This window comes from Flavobacterium sp. P3_A6, from assembly GCF_056403035.1.
In genome coordinates this window covers 108,585-129,523 of sequence record NZ_JBFUGG010000012.1, presented here as the reverse complement: position 1 = coordinate 129,523, position 20,939 = coordinate 108,585, and the positions used below count along the sequence as shown (strand labels likewise).

16 protein-coding genes are annotated in these 20,939 nt (G+C 34.4%); 9 read left to right on the top strand and 7 right to left on the bottom strand.

From position 1 onward, the window contains the following. The first annotated feature begins 28 nt into the window (after window positions 1-28). Window positions 29-1,127 (top strand): peptide chain release factor 2 gene (gene prfB, locus AC1DVP_RS13380; RefSeq protein ID WP_477183978.1). Its coding sequence is split into 2 segments (ribosomal slippage): window positions 29-91 and window positions 93-1,127, totalling 1,098 coding nucleotides; the frame shifts between segments, so codons are not numbered across the junction. A 355-nt stretch (window positions 1,128-1,482) separates the two neighbouring features. Here the strand turns inward: prfB and AC1DVP_RS13375 are convergent. Beyond that, entirely contained in the window at window positions 1,483-2,385 is a 903-nt protein-coding gene (locus tag AC1DVP_RS13375) for a phospholipase A (RefSeq protein WP_477183977.1), read from the bottom strand. Window positions 2,386-2,711: 326 nt separating this feature from the next. Between AC1DVP_RS13375 and glgP the strand changes: the two genes are divergently transcribed. From glgP to AC1DVP_RS13355, 4 genes are all read left to right on the top strand, one after another. Beyond that, window positions 2,712-4,376, top strand: coding sequence for an alpha-glucan family phosphorylase (gene glgP, locus AC1DVP_RS13370; RefSeq protein WP_477183976.1), 1,665 nt, complete (start codon window positions 2,712-2,714; stop codon window positions 4,374-4,376). A gap of 248 nt (window positions 4,377-4,624) precedes the next feature. Continuing rightward, on the top strand, window positions 4,625-6,253 hold the full coding sequence (locus AC1DVP_RS13365; RefSeq protein ID WP_477183975.1) for an acyl-CoA carboxylase subunit beta: 1,629 nt from the start codon (window positions 4,625-4,627) through the stop codon (window positions 6,251-6,253). Between the two features lie 240 nt (window positions 6,254-6,493). Further along, window positions 6,494-8,032: a S41 family peptidase gene (locus AC1DVP_RS13360; protein WP_477183974.1), complete on the top strand. Its 1,539-nt coding sequence runs from the start codon at window positions 6,494-6,496 to the stop codon at window positions 8,030-8,032. Window positions 8,033-8,119: 87 nt separating this feature from the next. Next, on the top strand, window positions 8,120-8,551 hold the full coding sequence (locus tag AC1DVP_RS13355; RefSeq protein ID WP_477183973.1) for a DoxX family protein: 432 nt from the start codon (window positions 8,120-8,122) through the stop codon (window positions 8,549-8,551). A gap of 97 nt (window positions 8,552-8,648) precedes the next feature. Here AC1DVP_RS13355 and AC1DVP_RS13350 read toward each other — a convergent pair whose 3' ends face one another. Both AC1DVP_RS13350 and AC1DVP_RS13345 read right to left on the bottom strand, forming a co-directional pair. Then, on the bottom strand, window positions 8,649-9,704 hold the full coding sequence (locus AC1DVP_RS13350; RefSeq protein WP_477183972.1) for an AMP-binding protein: 1,056 nt from the start codon (window positions 9,702-9,704) through the stop codon (window positions 8,649-8,651). Between the two features lie 35 nt (window positions 9,705-9,739). Then, on the bottom strand, window positions 9,740-10,651 hold the full coding sequence (locus AC1DVP_RS13345; RefSeq protein WP_477183971.1) for a lysostaphin resistance A-like protein: 912 nt from the start codon (window positions 10,649-10,651) through the stop codon (window positions 9,740-9,742). Window positions 10,652-10,757: 106 nt separating this feature from the next. On the opposite strand from AC1DVP_RS13345, the gene AC1DVP_RS13340 reads away from it, so the two are divergent. Beyond that, window positions 10,758-11,099, top strand: a complete 342-nt coding sequence (locus tag AC1DVP_RS13340) for an arsenate reductase family protein (protein WP_477183970.1) — start codon at window positions 10,758-10,760, stop codon at window positions 11,097-11,099. An 80-nt stretch (window positions 11,100-11,179) separates the two neighbouring features. After that, window positions 11,180-13,630 carry a TonB-dependent receptor gene (locus AC1DVP_RS13335; RefSeq protein WP_477183969.1) on the top strand — a complete coding sequence of 817 codons (2,451 nt, stop codon included), beginning with the start codon at window positions 11,180-11,182 and terminating at the stop codon, window positions 13,628-13,630. 68 nt (window positions 13,631-13,698) lie between these two features. On the opposite strand, the gene AC1DVP_RS13330 is transcribed toward AC1DVP_RS13335, so the two are convergent. After that, window positions 13,699-13,899: a hypothetical protein gene (locus tag AC1DVP_RS13330; protein WP_477184007.1), complete on the bottom strand. Its 201-nt coding sequence runs from the start codon at window positions 13,897-13,899 to the stop codon at window positions 13,699-13,701. A gap of 331 nt (window positions 13,900-14,230) precedes the next feature. Between AC1DVP_RS13330 and AC1DVP_RS13325 the strand changes: the two genes are divergently transcribed. Beyond that, complete coding sequence (locus AC1DVP_RS13325; RefSeq protein ID WP_477183968.1) at window positions 14,231-15,658, top strand: L-serine ammonia-lyase; 1,428 nt, start codon at window positions 14,231-14,233, stop codon at window positions 15,656-15,658. 107 nt (window positions 15,659-15,765) lie between these two features. Here the strand turns inward: AC1DVP_RS13325 and AC1DVP_RS13320 are convergent, their stop codons facing one another. The 3 genes from AC1DVP_RS13320 to AC1DVP_RS13310 all read right to left on the bottom strand — a co-directional run bounded on the left by AC1DVP_RS13320 (window position 15,766) and on the right by AC1DVP_RS13310 (window position 19,818). After that, on the bottom strand, window positions 15,766-17,706 hold the full coding sequence (locus AC1DVP_RS13320) for a KUP/HAK/KT family potassium transporter (protein ID WP_477183967.1): 1,941 nt from the start codon (window positions 17,704-17,706) through the stop codon (window positions 15,766-15,768). A 275-nt stretch (window positions 17,707-17,981) separates the two neighbouring features. Then, window positions 17,982-18,668: a response regulator gene (locus AC1DVP_RS13315; RefSeq protein WP_477183966.1), complete on the bottom strand. Its 687-nt coding sequence runs from the start codon at window positions 18,666-18,668 to the stop codon at window positions 17,982-17,984. Beyond that, window positions 18,661-19,818 (bottom strand): sensor histidine kinase, encoded by a 1,158-nt coding sequence (locus tag AC1DVP_RS13310; protein ID WP_477183965.1) that lies wholly within the window; start codon window positions 19,816-19,818, stop codon window positions 18,661-18,663. Before AC1DVP_RS13310 ends, AC1DVP_RS13315 begins: the two co-directional genes overlap by 8 nt. Before the next feature lie 273 nt (window positions 19,819-20,091). On the opposite strand from AC1DVP_RS13310, the gene panB reads away from it, so the two are divergent. Further along, entirely contained in the window at window positions 20,092-20,910 is an 819-nt protein-coding gene (gene panB / locus AC1DVP_RS13305; RefSeq protein WP_477183964.1) for a 3-methyl-2-oxobutanoate hydroxymethyltransferase, read from the top strand. The last annotated feature ends 29 nt before the right edge of the window (window positions 20,911-20,939 follow it).

Here is a 20,939-nt window from a genome sequence, read left to right as displayed (position 1 = left end):
ATTTTCGATACAAAATTACTATAAATTTATGACAACTACCGAACAAATAAAAGGTATTGTGGAACGCCTTGGTGCGTTGAGGAGGTATCTTTGACGTTGATGCCAAGCTTATCGAAATAGCCAACGAAGAAGAAAAAACCTTCGCTCCCGACTTTTGGAACAACGCCAAAGAAGCCGAAATTCTGGTAAAAAACCTCAGAAGCAAAAAGAAATGGATCGAAGATTACAACAAAGCTGTCGATATGGCAGACGAATTGCAGTTAGCGTATGATTTCTACAAAGAAGGAGAGCTAACTATCGAAGAATTAGACAGTCAGTACAACTCAACTGAAGCTCATATTGAGGCAATAGAATTCAAAAATATGCTTTCGGAAGAAGGTGATTCTTTGAGTGCAGTGCTCCAAATTACGGCTGGTGCCGGTGGTACCGAAAGTTGCGACTGGGCCGAAATGCTCATGCGTATGTACATGATGTGGGCCGAAAAAGAAGGATATAAAATTCGGGAACTGAATTTTCAAAAAGGCGATGCTGCGGGAATAAAAACCGTGACACTCGAAATTGAAGGCGACTATTCTTTTGGTTACCTCAAAGGCGAAAACGGAGTACATAGATTGGTACGCATTTCTCCTTTTGACAGTAATGCCAAAAGACATACGTCTTTTGTTTCAGTCTATGTGTATCCGCTTGTGGACGATACTATCGAAATTGAAATAAACCCTGCTGACATCGAAATAGTAACTGCCCGTTCCAGCGGTGCTGGAGGTCAAAACGTAAACAAGGTGGAAACCAAAGTTCAATTAACGCATAAGCCAACAGGCATTCAGATTCAATGTTCGGAAACCCGCTCACAGCACGACAACAGAACTCGAGCCATGCAAATGCTGCGTTCTCAATTATACGAAATTGAACTTAAAAAACAGCAAGAGCAACGTTCTGATATTGAAGCCGGAAAAATGAAAATTGAATGGGGATCACAAATACGCAATTACGTAATGCAGCCTTATAAACTGGTAAAAGACGTTCGAACAGGGCAAGAAACCAGTGACGTTGACAGCGTTATGAATGGAAACATCGATGGATTCCTGAAAGCCTATCTCATGATGATGGGACAGCGTGAAGAAGAATAATTCCCAAAGTTTTACAAAGATTAATAATCCAATACAAAAATGCCTTTCAAAAAAAAATTGAAAGGCATTTTCCTTTGCTCGATAAACTGTCTGCAAATACCACTAAACAAACTATTTATCAAGCAACTGAAAAAAATTAATAACAAAATTGACTAAATTTAACTCTTAGCCACGAATGAAGTGGAAATTCTTATGACCAGGTGTTCGGAACATAAAATTACTTCACTTTACATTTATTTCCATAGGGGTTCAGTGAACTATGTTTGCAACGGAAAGCTTGACGATGCCAGCAAAAAATATCTAATCTTTCTGCTCCAAAATTACTAATAGAACTATAAATATTTACCCCATAAAACTATTTCCATTCAATTAACGAAACACCAACACCAACAGTAGTTTGATTGTGGTTATAATCGATTAGTGAATTTCCGTAACCGTGGGATACCTGCAAATATCCTCTAAGATTTCCCTGTATGGAATATGCCCAGGAAAAAGTGGAACTTCCTCTCATATTACCTTCAAAATTAAAATTATGGCTCCCGGTAAACGTAAAAACACTTCGGTTTTTAGCATAAATAACATTTACGTCTGCATTACCTATATAGCTTGAAATATCTGGATTATCCCCCTTCGATTCAGGAATAACATACCAAGGCCTGATGTAGATATTCCAATTTTTTCTTTCGAAACCTGTCATCAATATAACCCTGTTCCAGCTTCTGGTGTCCGGATAACTTTTACCATTTGACATATGATTGAAGGAAAGACCAATCATTCGGGCTTTAAATCCAAATACATTGAACTTTACCGGAAAATTAAGGATGATTTCGGGTTCATAATTAATTTCCCTAAAAGGCCTGGATAATTCTGAATTATAAAATTGCCAATGCGAAATTTGAGTATAAGCCAGCCAAAGATCGGCGCGTCCCCATAAAAAACTCTGTAATATTTTTGTTTTAAAACTCAGTTGGAATTTCAACTCAATATTATCATAATTAACTTTAGATGAAGGAGTATAATCTGGTGAAGTATTTCCGGAATGAGGCTGTTCATTTGGACTACTGGACCATACAAGAGGCATAATGTAAATTGTTTTATAAGGCGTAACCAAAAATGTTCCTCTTACAGCAGTTGAGTCCAATTCCCAACGGGCGACCATAGTATTGAGCTTAACCTCATCATTGACCAGTGCCTGAACCTGAGCATTTGAAGAAAAAACAGAAAGTAAAAACAGAATGAGTGAAAATGTATTTTGCACAGTTTTGATTTTTTTTTGCAAAGTTAAAATCCCGAGAAAGTCTAGCTGTTATATATTTTACTTTAAAACTTATATAATTTGCATTTTGGCTTACACGTTTTAATCCGCAAAAAAAACGATTAAGAATAATTTAAAATTTCGGGATATAAATTGGCTCTTATATTTAAAAGCCCTTTTTAATTTTGTAATAATTATTCCTAAAACGATATCGTTTAAAAAACCAATAAATAATACTATGCAGGCGCAACATTAACCTTTAAAAAAACTATCTTTCAATCTAATTCTCTAAATTTGTTAGGAATCAAACTTTAAATTTCTAATCAATTATGAGCAAAAGTTTACCCGAAAAATACAGACATCCATACTCTTTCAATAAAAAATATCAAAAACCGGCTGTTTATTTCTCAATGGAATTTGCCATTGACCAATGTCTCAAAATCTATTCTGGAGGATTGGGATTTTTGGCAGGATCACACATGCGAAGCGCTTATGATTTAAAGCAAAATTTAATCGGGATTGGGATCTTATGGAAAAAAGGATATTACGACCAATATTTAAAAGAAGACCTTTCGATGGGCTCTCTTTTCAGAGAGAAAAACTATAGTTTCCTTGAAGACACCAACATTCGATTTACGATAAAAATCAACAATCACGATGTTTGGATTCGGGCTTATTTCCTGAAACCGGAAACCTTTGGAACAGTTCCAATGTTTTTCCTTTCGACAGACCTGCCCGAAAACGATTATTTGGCAAAATCAACCACTTTTAGATTATATGATTCTGATCCAAGTGCCAAAATAGCCCAGACAATGGTTTTGGGATTGGGTGGAGCCAAATTACTGGACGCCTTGGACTACGAACCGGATATTTACCATTTGAATGAAGCGCATGCGGTTTCCTCTGTTTTTCATTTGTACAACAAATACAAAAGCGTTGAAAAAATCAGAGAAAAAATGGTTTTTACCACGCACACCCCTGAGGAAGCGGGAAATGAAAAACACGATATTTATTTACTGGAAAATCTAAGTTTTTTTGACGGCATCCCATTGGAAACTGTCAGAGAAATAACAGGCATTCAGGACAACACTTTTAATCATTCACTTGTAGCATTGCGGTTAAGCCATAAAGCCAATGGCGTTTCCAAACTGCACGGAGAAGTTTCAAGGGATATGTGGAAAGATTTTACTGGAATTTGCCCAATAACCCATATTACCAATGCCCAAAACAAAAAATACTGGGTCGATCCCTGGCTTGATGATGCGCATGCAAGCAAAGACAGAGAAGAATTAATCAATCGAAAAAAGAGACTGAAAACCAAGCTTTTTGAAGTAGTGGCCGATCAAACAGGAAAGATATTTGACCCAGACATCTTAACGATTGTTTGGGCAAGACGCTTTGCCGAATATAAAAGACCAGATTTAATCACTAGGAATTTTGAAAAATTCAAAAGCCTGATGAATGATACCGAAAGACCCATTCAAATTATTTTTGCAGGAAAACCATATCCGACTGATTATGGTGCCATTCATAATTTTGACAATCTTTCCCATATCAGTAAAGAATTCAAGAATATGGCGGTGCTTATAGGCCATGAATTAAAATTATCCCGCCAGTTAAAAAAAGGAGCAGACATTTGGCTAAACAATCCTAGAGTTACGAGGGAAGCTTCCGGAACATCCGGTGTGACTGCCGCTATGAACGGAGCTATCAATTTTTCTACCAATGATGGCTGGGTTCGTGAATTCAAAGAATTAAATGATACCCAAAATTCATTTGTTTTGCCAATTGTCGATCATAATCTGCCAACTTACCAACAAGACCAAATGGATTTGGACAACTTGTACCGCATGCTAGAGGACGAAATACTGCCTTTATATTATGATTCAGAAGAAGATTGGTGGGATTTGGTCGAAACCAGTATGAAACAAATTGTGCCATTCTTTGATTCTGCACGGATGGCCGATGAATATTATGCCCAAATGTATAATTAAAATTTTCAATGGCAAATTCAACAGCAATAGCAATAGCAAATTTCAATGGCAATAGTAATGTAAATTTTCACTCGAATTAAAATCAAAAATCAATACAGAACCCCGTTATTTACAAAATTGCGGGGTTTATATTTTTATATAATTTTAAAGAACATTAAATTGCTAAATATTTAAAATAATTCATGCAAACAGAAAAAAATCAAACGTTTTCGTAAATTAGCACTCGTTACAAAACCACATTAACACTTATGGATTTAAACTTCAACAAAAACGAAGATCACAATAAACTTTTACTATCTGAACTCAGACAAAAATTTGCAAAAGTAAAACTTGGCGGAGGCGAAAAAAGAATCGAGAAACTGCATGCCGAAGGCAAAATGACTGCTCGAGAACGTATCAATTATTTATTGGACGAAAATTCAAAGTCCATTGAAATTGGCGCTTTTGCAGGCAAAAAAATGTACGCCGAACATGGTGGCTGTCCATCTGGAGGCGTAATTGTAAAGATTGGATACATCAAAGGAAAACAATGTATTGTTGTCGCCAATGACGCTACCGTAAAAGCGGGTGCTTGGTTTCCAATTACTGCAAAGAAAAACCTTCGAGCACAGGAAATAGCAATGGAAAACCGTTTGCCAATCATCTATTTGGTCGATAGTGCGGGAGTGTATTTGCCCTTACAGGACGAAATTTTTCCTGACAAAGAGCATTTTGGCCGTATCTTTAGAAACAATGCCATAATGAGCAGTTTGGGAATTACACAGATTGCTGCTGTTATGGGAAGCTGTGTTGCCGGCGGTGCATATCTTCCCATTATGAGTGATGAAGCTTTGATTGTCGACAAAACTGGAAGTATCTTTTTAGCAGGAAGTTATTTGGTTAAAGCAGCTATTGGTGAAACTATCGATAATGAAACTTTGGGCGGAGCGGCAACGCACTGTGAAATTTCGGGAGTGACGGATTATAAAGCCAAAGACGACAAAGACGCTTTAGACAAAATAAAAAGCATAGTCGATAAAATAGGTGACTTTGATAAAGCAGGATTCAACCGCATCAAAGCGGAAAAACCAACTTTGGACGAAAATGAAATCTATGGCATTTTGCCAAAAGCCCGAAACGAACAATACGAAATGATGGAAATCATCAATCGATTGGTAGATAATTCGGAATTTGAAGCATACAAAGACGGTTATGGCCAATCTCTTATTACTGGCTATGCCCGAATTGACGGTTGGGCTGTGGGAATTGTGGCCAATCAAAGAAAAGTTGTCAAAACCGCCAAAGGCGAAATGCAGTTTGGAGGTGTAATCTACTCCGATTCAGCAGACAAAGCAACCCGTTTTATTGCCAACTGCAACCAAAAGAAAATTCCATTGGTATTTGTTCAAGACGTTACAGGTTTTATGGTCGGTTCCAAGTCAGAACATGGCGGTATCATAAAAGATGGTGCAAAAATGGTAAATGCTGTTTCCAATTCTGTAGTTCCAAAATTTACAGTAGTTGTTGGAAATTCGTATGGAGCAGGAAACTATGCGATGTGCGGAAAAGCATTTGATCCAAGATTAATATTTGCTTGGCCAAGTGCAGAATTAGCGGTTATGGGAGGCACACAAGCGGCAAAAGTATTGGCACAAATTGAAGCTTCTTCTCTTAAAGGAAAAGGCGAAGTTGTAGACGAAGACAAAGAAGCTGAATTGTTTGCTAAAATCAAAGCTCGTTATGACGAACAGGTTTCTCCTTATTATGCCGCTGCTCATTTATGGACAGATGCTATTATTGATCCGCTTGAAACCAGAACTTGGATATCTATGGGAATTGAAGCTGCCAACCACGCTCCTATCGAAAAGAAATTTAATCTGGGGGTGATTCAAGTTTAAATTTAATTTTATGAAATATAATTCATTGAACTCCTGATTTATTGGAAGTTTTTTTTAATGCTCAAGAAAGTTCACAAGCATTTTGCTCAAAAATAAAAACGTATACATTTGTACGAAATAAGATGTTTTTATTAAATAAATGACTAATTGATTTCATAAAAATTTAGCAGACCATAATTATAAATGAAAAAAACATTCTTCCTTTCGTTTTTAAGTTTACTTTTTCTCCAATGTGCTTCTGTGAAAAAACATAACGCACACTTAAATGATTTGATTCCCGAAAATGATTTGAAAGCTGATGTGGATTTCACTTATAGAAAACTACAGCGTCTCCAGCCCAGATTGTATTGGTACATTTCGAAAAAAGAACTCGATTTCAAATTTGACAGTTTAAAAAACACCATTACAAAACCAATGACCAGTTTTGAGTTTTACAAAAAAATAAGCCCTGTTGTTGCTTCAATCCGACAAGGTCATCTGATTGTTTCGCCATCAACAAAAATATTAAGCAAATCCGAACAAAAAGCCATCAAAGAATTAGGAGCCGGTCCTTTTTCTCAATTTGAATTTGAAGTCATTAATAACAAAATGTATATCATAAAAAACAAATCAGACGATGTAACCATCGAAGCCGGAGCCGAAGTTATATCCATTAATGACCAAAAAACAAGCGAATTAATTAATGAATATTATACACTGTTCGCTTCAGACGGATTTAACAAAACATTTAAAAGAAAAAGAGTTTCAAATATGTTTTCTACATTTTATACCAATGAAAATGGCCCTCAAAACAGTTTAAAATATGTTTTTAAACAAAATGATTCTTTACACATTGTATCCATTAAGCGAAAAGCTGCTCCTAAAAAAGAAAACAACGGGGCTCAAATGAAAGTAATTGGGCATGAAGCCAAAATAAACATCCTCACAAGAAAAGATAAAAAAATATACGGTTATAATGAAAACACAAAAACAAATAATCGCGATTTAAAATTCATTGAAAAGGATAATAATATTGCCTTACTTAAAATCAGCCATTTTGCCTTAGGAAAACCTTCCCTTTTTTATGAAGAAAGCTTTAAGAAAATGCAGTTATATAAAACAAAGACTTTAATAATTGATTTAAGAAATAACCCAGGCGGTTCCATAAAAGACATTGAGAATTTATACAGTTATTTATCGGACACAACTTATGTCTTTACAGATCCTTTTCAAGTTGTTTCAAAAACGGCTTTGATTGAAAAAACACCTTTTAACAAGTCTCCATTATTGGCAAAGTTTTTTATAACTCTTTTTTATGCTCCTTATATGTACCTTAATGTCCATAGAAAAGAGGACGGTAATTATTATGCATCCTATTCAGAATCTAAACCAAAAACCATAAACAAAAATGCATTCAAAGGCAAAATATATGTAATGATAAACGGAGGCACATTTTCGGCTTCCAGTATTATTTCATCTAATTTAAAAGGTTCAAAAAGAGCCACTTTTGTTGGCGAAGAAACTGGTGGTGCATACAATGGAACTGTAGCGGGAATAATGCCTACGATCAAACTTCCAAATTCTGACATCAAGATAACAATTGGACTGCTCGTTGTTGCTCCATTTTATAAAACAGCAGTCGAAGGGCACGGTATTTTTCCTGATAAAGAAATTACACGAACAATACAAGATTATATCAATGAAAAAGACCCAGAGCTGGACTGGATTCTAGCAGACATTAAAAAGAACTCCATAAATTCAGCAGAAAATCAAAAGAATAAAAATATTACCTTAAAATAACATTATTCACAATTTTAAACACAATAAATTGCACATATATCGTTAATAATTAATACCTTAGTGTAATCAATTTAAACCCTAAAAGATATGAACAATGTAAAAAGCTTAAATAAGTGGGCCAATGCGCACACTTATTTACCGATAGATCTACTTAGAATGGCTCTAGGAGTTTTTTTATTTATGAAAGGAGTTTATTTTTTTTCAAACATCCAATATTTAGTTGATTTATTATCCCCTATCGACAAATTCGATAAAATTGGAGCCGGTATGTTTTTGATTCATTACATAGCCCCTGCCCATTTGATCGGAGGAATTTTAATCTTTTTTGGATTACTTACCCGTTGGGCTATAGCTGCGCAATTGCCTATTCTAATTTGTGCAATAATCATCAATTTTATGGGACACATGCATCATCAAAATTTACTTTTGGCATTACTCACTCTGGGAATATGTATTTTTTTCCTTATCTATGGAAGCGGAAAAAATTCAGCAGATTATTTTTTTAAAATGGGGAAATAACTTAGTGTCATTTTAAAAGACATCCTATATTTACAGTTAAGGATAAAACAAAAAAAGAGGAACATTGTCCTCTCTTTTTTGTTTTATCAAACCTCATTTAATTAGCCACTATTAATTTTTTGCTTTCTTCTCTCATTATTTTACCGGTAGCCGTTTCTTTGAATTTAGGAATAAAAATAATCTCTTTGGGTTTTTCATATTTATCCAAAACATCAAATACGGAACTGTCAATATTTATTGGTTCACCCTCCACATAAAGAACCACTTTTTCTCCCAAATTATCATCCTGTTCACCATTAACAAAATAACGTCTTGGAATCAATGTAGAAAGCTTGCCCTCCACTTGTTCAGGCATAATTTTAATTCCGCCGCTATTAATTACATTATCAAAACGGCCTAACCAGACAAATTGTGTTTCAGAAATTAGCTTCACGATATCATTTGTAACAATTTTTTCATCTCTGATATTTTTAGCCACAATTTCCAAACATTGATTCTCATTTACTGAAACAGTAACATTTGGTAATGTGGTGAAAGCTTCTTCTCCTATTTTTTTGGCAGCAATATGAGTAATTGTCTCTGTCATTCCATAAGTCTCATAAATTTCTACTGGCAATTTAATCAATTCCTGTTCCAATGATTTATGAACTTTAACTCCTCCTATAATTATCTTTTTGATATTAGTCAGTTTGTCAATTGAGTTTTTGGCTTGAAGCGGTACCATTGCTGCGAAATCATATTTTTTATCATTATATTCTAATGGATGTGAACTTGGTGCCACAAAATCCATATCTAAGCCTAAAATAAATGAACGGACAAACATCATTTTACCGGCAACATAATTTGCAGGCAAACAATGCAATACTTTATTCCCCGGTTCCAATCCAAAAAAATCACCTGTTGCAATAGCTGATTTAACCATTGCATCTTTTTCAATTCGTATTGTTTTTGGCTCACCGGTTGTGCCTGAAGTATACATATCAATATAGGATTTATCATCGAACCAATCCAGTAAAAAATCACCCACTGCTTGTTCAAAATCTGCTCCTTCTTTTATAAAACTATAAGCGATTCTGCATAAATCCTCTTTTGTCAAATGATAACCATTTATTTTAAAATGATTGTGCACATTTTTGTAAGTTATTGTATTCATAATACTATAAAAATTTTGTGTTATTTGTTTAAAAATCAAATACTTCCTGTCAGTTTTTTCAACCAGTCCGACCACTTGTATTTATACCCAAATATAATCAAAAGCAGAGGATAAATCACTATTACTGGGAAGATAATATCGAATTCGGCTTCGGGTTCTGATACATCTTTAAAAATAGAATACGTTTGAAAAGCAGACCAATCTGATGTTACTAATAATGCTCCAATTAAGTTATTTGCCGCATGAAATCCTAATGCGAGTTCCATTCCGTTATCCATTAAAGTGATTACTCCCAATAACAGTCCTGTGCCAATATAATACACCATAATTATGTTCCCAAGCTTGGAAACTTCGGGATTGGATAAATGCAGTAATCCAAAAATAACTGAAGTAACCAATAACGGCAGCCATTTATTCTTTGATAAATTAGCAAAACCCTGCATGAGATATCCTCGAAACACTAATTCTTCAACAGTTGTCTGTATTGGGATCAATAAAGAAGCAATAATGAATAAAATTAAAAAGGGAATGGGCTGAAAATTAATTTCAAAATCTGACGGATTTAAATAATATGTAACCAATGTTGAAACAACAGTAAATACAGACCAAATCGAGAATGAAAACAGCACTCTGTTCCAATCGATTTTTTTTCGGCCAGTAACAATTGAAATAAAAGTTTGCCGATGCAAAAAACGAACTGCAAAATACACTCCGCCCAAAGCTACAACGTATGAAAAAAGCAAAAGAAACAAACTTAAATTAGGCTCAAAAAAATGAAGTAATTCACTATCTGTTGTAGAATATGATTTTCCTTTAAAAAAAGTTTGAAATAAAATTGCCGCCAGCATAGGCAACTGCCCTAAAAAAGATGCTCCAGCAATAATCAGTAAACCTAAAAGATATTTCCAAAATTTATTTTTTTCATCTATTCCCTGTTCTATAAACATTAGTTATTTTTTTATAATTATACTTTAAATAGTATTCCAAATCTTATTTTTGTCGAAACTAAAGTAAGTATTTTTATTTTAGAAAAACCCAAATTTCACCCAAAAAATGATACAAATTTACCATAATCAGCGTTGCGGAAAATCGAGAAATTGTTTGCTGTTTTTAGAAGAATCGGATAAAGAGTTTGAAATTATAAATTATCTCAACACCCCTCCTACGATTGCCGAATTAACTGTTTTACTAAAGAAATTAAATTTCAGCCCTATTGAATTAGTTCGCCAAAAAGAAAAAATTTGGATTGATAATTACAAAGGCAAGACATTGAACGACGATCAGATTATTCAGGCTATGGCCGAAAATCCAATTCTTATCGAACGCCCAATTATTGTAAAAGACAACCAAGCTATTATTGGAAGAGACTTAGACAAAGTCACACCTTTCATTTAAACATTAACACAAGTTTAAGAATCATAATTTAAACTATTTTCAAATTTCTGCGTCTTACCCAGAAATCTTATTTATTACAAATGAAAAATTTCAAATTTACTGTAGTTCTATTATTTCTATTTTTAGGGCTAACAAACTTTGCTCAGCAAGGACCTCCAGCTTTTAACAAAGTCAAAGTTACTGGAAAAATTGTTGACAAAAAGAGCAACCAGCCATTAGAGTTTGCTACAATTACCTTAAAGAATCAAAAAAATCCAAAAGCCATTTCCGGCGGAATCACTAATAACAAAGGGGAATACGAAGCCGATGTTATTCCTGGCGTTTATGATATTACGATCGAATTTATTTCCTTTAAATCAGTTGAAATAAAAGGAAAAAGTATAACCGAAAAAACTTCATTAGGTACAACCGGGCTTGAGGAAGATGCTTCACAATTAAACGAAGTAGTTGTTCGTGCCGAAAAATCATCTGTTGAGATAAAACTGGACAAAAAAGTATACAACGTTGGTCAGGATATGATGGTAAGAGGCGGAACTGTAAGTGATGTTTTAGATAATGTTCCTTCTGTTTCTGTTGATACCGAAGGAAACGTAAGCTTAAGAGGAAGTGACAATGTCCGAATTTTAATTGACGGAAGACCATCCTATGCCGTAAATATTGCTGAAGCTTTAAGACAGCTTCCTGCTGACGCTATTGATAAAGTGGAAGTTATTACAAATCCATCTGCACGATATGATGCGGAGGGCGGTTCCGGAATAATAAATATTATCCTTAAAAAAGGAAAAAACCAAGGCTTTAACGGAACTCTTATAGCTTCGACAGGTATTCCTGAGACTTATGGCTTAACTGCTAATGTGAATTATAAAACAGAAAAATTAAACTACTTCACTACTGCTGGTTATAATCACAGAACAAATAAAGGCGGCGGCAAAACTAATTCTCAGTATTTTAATGCTGACGGTACTGCTAAAAACTTTTTAAACGAAAATCGTGATACAGAGAGAACCAGAGATGGTTTTAACGGAAGAGCCGGCGTTGAATGGACTGTTGCACCAAACACATATTGGACAAATGCCATCAATTATGAAAAAAATACTGGTGAAGACAAAGATTTAATCAACTACAGCAACTATGATGCAAATCATGTTTTCACAGGTTCAACTTACCGTTTGAACACGGGTGATACCGGCAGTGAAAACACCTCATTTACTTCAAACTTAATTAAAAACTTCAACGATAAAGGGCACAAACTTACTGTTGATGCTTCTGTTTCAAGAAATACTGATGACAGCCAAAGCATTATTACTGGTTCTAACAACTATAATAACACTTTAAACAACCAGATTCAAAAACAAGCACAAATACAGGCCGATTATGTTCTTCCGTTAGGAGAAGGAAGTCAGTTTGAAGCTGGATATAAAGGAAGTTTTGGCGACTTAAACAACGAATATTACGTTCTTAACGATCAAGGAGTAAGAATAGATAATTTATCAAACACTTTGGAATATAAAGAAAACATCAACGCACTTTATACACAGTATGGCTTCAAAGCAAATAAATTCTCTTATTTATTCGGGTTACGCTGGGAAGATACTAATATTGAAGTAAACTTATTAGATACCAACAATTTCAATACTAAAAAGTACAACAACTTGTTTCCAAGTGCTTTTATTAGTTATGAAATTTCAGATCAAAGCAACTTCACTACGAGCTACAGCAAACGTTTAACAAGACCAAGAGGGCGTTTCATGAATCCTGCTGTTAATTATTCAAGCAACGTTAATATTTTTCAAGGAAATCCAGATTTAAATCCTTCACTAACCGACAAATTTGATGTTGGATATATCAAACGATGGGAAAAAGTAACATTCAATACATCTGCTTATTTTGAAAACACAAAAGATGTTTTCAGCTTTGTAAGATCTCCTACTGGTGATAATGTAAATGGAATTCCAGTTATTAAAAGCTCACCAATTAACTTAGGAAAAGAGCAAAAATTTGGTTTTGAATTTACTTTAAATTACAACCCATTCAAAATATGGAGAATAAACAGTAATTTTAATTTATATAATGTAAAAACAACTGGAGAACATAGCTATACAGACACAAACGGTGATCTTGTAGTTCAAAATCTTGACAATCAAGCCAACACCTGGTTTGCAAGAGTTAGTTCAAAACTAACATTACCATACAAAATCGACTGGCAATTGAATGCTACTTATAATGGTGAACAAAAAACGGCACAAGGAAAAAGCTTAGATCAGTTTAGCATGAATACTGCTTTCAGCAAAGATCTGCTAAAAGACAAAGCTACATTAGCGTTTAATATCAGTGATATTTTCAATACGAGAATTATGAGATCTTATACGTATCTTGAGAACCAAACATCATACGGTGAAATGCAGTTTCGTAAACGACAATTCAATTTATCGTTTACCTACCGTTTCAACAAAGCTAAAAATGATAGAGAAAAGAATACACCACCTAAAAATGAAGGTGGCGGAGATGGCGGGGGAGATTTCCCTGGATAATTTTCACTAGACATAATAAAAAAAGGATTCGCAAAACGAATCCTTTTTTTTGTAAAGTAAATAAAAGACTAAGCTTCTAATTCTTCATTTTGTTTTGCTCTCTTTTCTTTGTAAGCTTCCCAAGTTGCTCCTCCTACCCAATAGGATACGAAACCAACTAAGAAAAACATTAACCAAAATCCCATTGTAAGGATGGTTAAGAAAAGTAGAAAGCCTAAATACTGCTGAAATTCAAACATGTTTTCCGGAATTTTTGAATGTAGCGACAAATATAAGTTTTTAATCTTTTAAAGCCAATAAAATCAATAAAAACTATGAATTTGCAGTAAAATTATTTTTTATGCCTAAAATCTGAAATGAGTAACAGTGCTTTAGAATTATATGTATTTAAAAACATTAACTTCTCATCTTTTTAAACACGATGCTTTTTACCATCAAGCATAGTATAAAAAGAAGATTTTCAATCATCTCTTACATTATCAATCCTTCAACACAATAACCTTTTTTTTTACTAAAATTACCAAATCGTCATTTTTTTTAAACAAAAACCAGTAATCATACCTCGAATAATAGTTATATTTGTTCATCAAAATAAATTTTATGGAAGAATGTATCTCAGTTTTTGATATGCTAAAAATTGGTGTTGGTCCGTCAAGTTCCCATACTCTAGGACCATGGCGTGCCGCCGAACGCTTCTTAACTGAACTAAGAAACGATTATGACATTAATGCGATAACCCGAGTTAAAGTCGATTTGTACGGCTCTCTTTCATTGACAGGAAAAGGACATGCAACTGACTTGGCCATAATGCTTGGGCTTAGCGGACAAGATCCTGAATATATTCCTGTTCAAAATATAGACGGCATTATCAAATCGATTGAAGCTAAAAAAGAAATCCATTTGGGAAACCAAATCCATATCCCTTTTTTTATTCTTCAAGACATTGTTTTCAACAAAAACTTTCTTCCTTTTCATGCCAATGGATTAACGTTTACAGCCTATTTTGACAATGAAACCGAATACAGTTCAACATTTTACTCCATAGGAGGCGGATTTGTAGTTAAAGAAGAACGGGAAAATGCCCAAAACAAGTTAGCCATAAAATGTGCTTTCCCATTCCCTATTGACAAAGCCAGCCAACTTTTGGCGTATTGCACAAAAGAAAATAAATCCATTTCGGAAATCGTTTATGAAAACGAAAAATCGATGCGCTCCGAAGCAGAAATTCATAAGGAATTAATGCGTATTTGGAATACTATGCTGGAATGCATGTATATCGGCTGTCATTCGGAAGGCATACTTCCCGGAGGACTGCATGTACGAAGACGCGCTTTTGATATGCACCAAAATCTGATTGGTTTATCCAATTACTCCACTCCGCAGGAATGGCTTGAAGAAATTAGAAAGACCGAAGTTAAATTTAGGCAGATTCTAAAATGGGTTAGCTGTTTTGCTTTGGCTGTTAATGAAGTAAATGCTGCGCTAGGCCGTGTGGTAACCGCTCCAACCAATGGAAGTGCCGGGGTAATTCCAGCTGTTTTAATGTACTATTTGGTTATCGAAAACCATAAGGCAGGCGAAAAAGAAATCATGCAGTTTTTGATGGTCGCAGGCGAAATAGGCAGTATTTTCAAGAAAGGATCAACCATCTCTGCGGCAATGGGAGGCTGTCAAGCCGAAATTGGCGTTTCAAGCGCAATGGCCGCTGGCGCTTTATGCGAATTGATGGGAGGAACACCTGACCAAGTATTGATAGCAGCCGAAATCGCAATGGAACATCACTTGGGTCTGACCTGTGATCCTATTGGCGGTTTAGTCCAAATACCTTGTATCGAAAGAAATACAATGGGTGCCATAAAAGCGATTAATGCAGCAGAACTCGCTTTAGAAACCGATGCCAAAAATGCCAAAGTATCTCTGGATAAAGTTATTGATACTATGTGGCAAACAGCCAAAGACATGAACTCCAAATACAAGGAAACCTCCGAAGGCGGACTGGCAATTGCCGTGAATATGGCGGACTGTTAAGGAAGAATTCAGATTTCACTTTGCAGTTTGTAATTTTTAGACAGCAAAAAAAAACAGATTTCAGATAAGATGTTTAACATTCTTAATCTGAAATCTGCTAACTTTTCTTAAGTCTTTTTCCTTTCCAATTCTAATTTTGAAATAGGTTGATACACAAAAGGTACCTCTTCAATTTCAACATCACTTTTATCCAATCCAAATGCTCTAATATCTGAAAGTGACCAGTTTTTTAGCATATAATAGGAATTCAACAGCATCGCATCTTTCACAGCAAATTCATTTTCGACAGAAAGAAATTTTTCTATAATAATGAATTTAAAATCAGGTTCGGCATTGTATTTTGTAGAACCATCTGGACGAATATGTAAATTCAATTCTTTATTTTCAACCAAATTTTGAACAATTTTTTTGAAATATAACTCTACTTTGGGTTGAATTCTGAAACCAATGTTTAGCACAATTTTAATTACTTTATCGTCCAATAATTCGATTACTTCATAATTTAAAGTAAAGGGTTCACTAGTTCTATTGATATGAAAAAACCAATAAACATCCGCTCTTTTTGGCTTTTTTGAAAAAATTGATTTTAATATTTTTTCTTCCACTTCATAATTTCTGTCAGCTTTGGACAAATAAATCAAGTGGGTGGAATACTTTGGAATACTATGATCATTACTCAATTCCTGAAGTTGTTGTGTATGCTCCGCTAAATTGGTGAATTTTAGAAATTTATTATTGATTTTTCTAGCGAAAAACCAAGTATACATGGTCATGAAAATGAATAGTTCAAAGAACAAAAACATCCAACGTTCTTTGATTTTTATAATATTGGCAACAAAAAATGCAATTTCGATAATCCCAAAAACCGTTATAATTATGGTTATCAAAATCCTGTTCATTTTCTTTATATAAATCAGATAATAATTTAAAAGAACTGTTGTCATAAGCATGGCAATGGTAATGGAAAAACCATAAGCCGCCTCCATATTTGAGGAATTTTTAAAATACAAAATCATCAAAATACAACCAATCCAAAGAATCGTGTTTACTGACGGAATATAAATTTGTCCTTTCAAATTAGTCGGATTTCGCATAGAAACTCGAGGCCAAAAATTAAGAGACATCGCTTCATTTATTAACGTATAAGATCCGCTTATTAAAGCCTGAGAAGCAATTATTGCTGCAAAAGTAGCGATAATAACACCCGAAAAAAGAAACCATTGTGGCATAATGGTATAAAAAGGATTTCTTCCCTCAAGCAATGGTTTTCCTTGATTCATAAGCCAAGCAGCTTGACCCAAATAATTGACAATCAATGCAATTTTTACAAAAATCCAAGTGAATCTAATGTTCTTTTTTCCACAATGTCCAAGATCCGAATACAAGGCTTCTGCCCCAGTAGTACAAAGAAAAACGGCGCCCAATAGCCAAAATCCATGAGGATATTCAACTAACAATTCATAAGCATAAATTGGATTTAATGCGGTCAAAATAGCAGGATGTCCTAGTATTTGCACAAATCCCAATACTAAAAGCATGGTGAACCAAACTACCATGGCTGGTCCAAAAAAGAAACCTACTTTTTGGGTTCCAAATCGTTGAAAAAAGAACAATCCAGACAAAATCACAATCACAATAGGAAGTGTTGGAATACCAGGAACGACATCCCCTAATCCTTCAACTGCCGAAGCCACTGAAATGGGAGGTGTAATAATCCCGTCTGCCAAAAGTGTTGTAGCTCCTAAAATAGTTGGAATCACTAGCTTTCCTTTTCCAAAACGTTTGACCAACGCATAAAGCGAAAAAACACCGCCTTCGCCATGATTATCTGCCGAAAGCGTCAATAAAATATACTTGAAGGTGGTTTGAAAAGTAAGCGTCCAAAATATGCACGAAATCCCTCCATAAACCAATAATTTTGATATTTCTCTATGCCCAATAATGGCTTTCATAACATATAACGGACTGGTTCCAATATCTCCGTAAATAATTCCGAGAGCAACCAAAAGTGATGCTGCCGTTACTTTTTGAACCGTTGATTTATTCATTTTATTTTAATTTTTATTCATTATAATTCATTAATTTTTGGACATAGAAAGTCCTATATGAGGTGAATACAACACTCCATATTACATTCTTTTAAATTCAGTGATTAGTAAATAGCCTTTAGTGATTAGCTTTCCATTGCAGAATCTAACATTTATAATTTATAAAAAACTAAACCAAATAGCTTTATGATAGGCTCTACTTATTCTTTTCATTAGTATAATAAAAGGCTAATCACTAATTCACTAATTACTAAGCACTAAAAACTAAATTGATTCTAACTGGTGTTAAACCGGTATCCTACACCCGATTCGGTGATGATAAACTTAGGTCGGTTGGGATCTTCTTCAATTTTTTTTCGAAGCTGAGCAACAAAAACACGTAAGTATTGTGTCTGGTCAGCATAACTGTTTCCCCAAACTTGTTTCAGCAAATATTGATGAGTTAGTACCCGTCCTTCATTTTTTATAAAAATAGAAAGCAGGTTATATTCGGTCGTTGTGAGTTTCAAAATTTCATTATTCAGCCTCACAATTCTGGAAGCCAAATCAATAGAAACATTGCCAAACTCAATTATCGGTTCTTTTTCATTAGAAACCATATTTCGCAAAGCAGTCCGAATTCTAGCTAGTAATTCCTGTGTGCGAAACGGTTTGGTCAAATAATCATTTGCTCCATTATCAAGTGCTTTCACAATCTCGTCTTCGGCACTTTTTACCGTTAAAATTATAATTGGATTGTTATACCATTCCCGCAAACGTTTCAAAACAACTTGTCCGTCTTCGTCTGGCAAACCCAAATCAAGAATAACCAAATCAGGCTGATGATTAGCCACCATAGACAAACCTTCTTTTGCATTTACGGCAAAAATTGTTCTATAATCATTTGAGTCCAATGTGATTTCAAGCAGTTTCCTAATTTGAATTTCATCATCAATGACCAAAATTTGAGCACTACTATTCATTTGAAATTTCTTTAGTATTCATTGTTAAAGTGTGAAAGCTAAGCGTAAAAATTGAACCTCCTTCTTCCCTATTTTCAAGTGTTACTTTTCCATGCTGCGCCTCGACAAACCCTTTTACAATTGATAAACCCAGTCCTGTTCCGCCTGTTTTTGAATTTTGCAGACGATAAAATTTATCAAAAACTTTACCAATTTCAGCTTCTGGAAACCCAACGCCGTCATCGGTAATGGTTATCACACAAGGACATAACTTATCGGGATTATATTCAAAATCGACATCTGCATTATAAGAAACCTTAATTTCTATTTTAGCGCCTTTGGGTGTGTATTGAGAAGCATTAAAAACCAAATTAAAAATAATCTGCTGCATTAGCCCGTAGTCCAATTTAAAAAGAGGCAAATTTTCGTCTGTTTTCACGACTACTTTATGAAACTGCAGATCGTCTTTTAAATGATCCAAAACGTTATAAACCAACTCTTCCAAATCGCACCAATCCATTTTTGGCTCAATAACACCTGATTCCAATCGGGACATATTCAATAAATTTTCCACTTGATGATTCAGTCTCAAAGATGCTTTTTCAATTTCTGAATATAAATTTTCTTTATTTTCTTCGGAAATATGTACCGATTTGCTTTGAATTGTATCGATAGCACCCATAATAGTCGAAATTGGTGTTCTCAATTCATGGGATAACGAATCCAATAAAGCATTGTACAGTTTCATGGTATTGACCCTGACTTCTTTTACCTGGAGTATCTTTTCGGCTCTTCTTATTTTGTGGGTCAGAACTGCATTTACAAGAGCAATTATGAAAAATAAAAACAACAGTAATGAATCTTCGGCATTGCTGATATGAAAAGTGTAATATGGCTGAATGAAGAAAAAATTCAAAATCAGTGCGCTCAAAATAGCACTGAGCAATAATGGTAATATTGCCAAAAACATAGAGAGCACCGAAACAACCACCAACAGAAGATAACCAACAATTTTATAGTCCAAATAGTCTCTGATAAACAAACACAATGATGCGACTGTCCCAACCGATAAAATGCTTATTAAATATTGGTTTTTAATCTTTATTTGATTCAAAATGCTATTCATAATCCCCGTATTTATTTGATAAGACAAAGTTAAATCATATCCCATAAGTATTTTATAATATAACAAGGCTGGATATAAAGATTTTATAAAGATTTGATTTGCCCTGATGAAAACAAAATAAGGATTAAAGTTTAGCCAATTCAGTATTTTTACAAGAATTCTTCAAAATAGGATATTTAAATCGTAATACCGTAATTTACGCAGTCCCTTTTGTGACATTCTTCTTAAAAATTCAATTTAAAAAATTTCTATTTAGTACTTTTACACTCTCAAAACAAAATCAATACCGAGCATTTCGGAAATAAAATAATTATTTAGATGTCTGCAATAAAAAAAGATTACAAAAGAATTACCACTAAGTCTTTAATCGAGATGAAATCCAATGGTGAAAAAATCTCTATGTTAACGGCTTATGATTATACAATGGCTAAGATTGTGGATACTGCCGGAATAGATGTAATTCTGGTTGGAGATTCAGCTTCCAATGTTATGGCGGGTCACGAAACCACTTTACCCATCACTTTGGATCAGATGATTTATCACGCTTCATCAGTAGTTAGAGCTGTAGAAAGAGCTTTAGTTGTTGTTGATTTGCCTTTTGGAAGCTACCAATCTGATTCGAAAGAAGCATTGCGTTCTTCCATCAGAATTATGAAAGAAAGCGGCGGTCACGCTGTGAAATTGGAAGGTGGCAAAGAAATAAAAGATTCTATCAAAAAAATCTTGAATGCAGGAATTCCAGTTATGGGACATTTGGGATTAACTCCCCAGTCTATTTATAAATTTGGTACTTATACCGTTCGTGCCAAAGAAGAACAAGAAGCCGAAAAATTAATTGAAGATGCTAAATTACTGGAACAATTAGGCTGTTTTGCAATTGTTATCGAAAAAGTCCCTGCGAATTTAGCCGAAAAAGTAGCCAAAAGCATTTCTATTCCAGTCATTGGAATTGGTGCCGGTGGTGGTGTTGATGGGCAAGTATTGGTAATTCATGATATGCTGGGAATGAATAATGAATTCAGTCCTCGTTTCTTGAGACGTTACATGAATTTATACGAAGGAATGACTTCTGCAATCAGTCAATATGTTGAAGATGTAAAATCCAAAGATTTTCCAAACGAAAAAGAGCAGTATTAGTATTCAGTATTCACCACTCGCTTAACAGT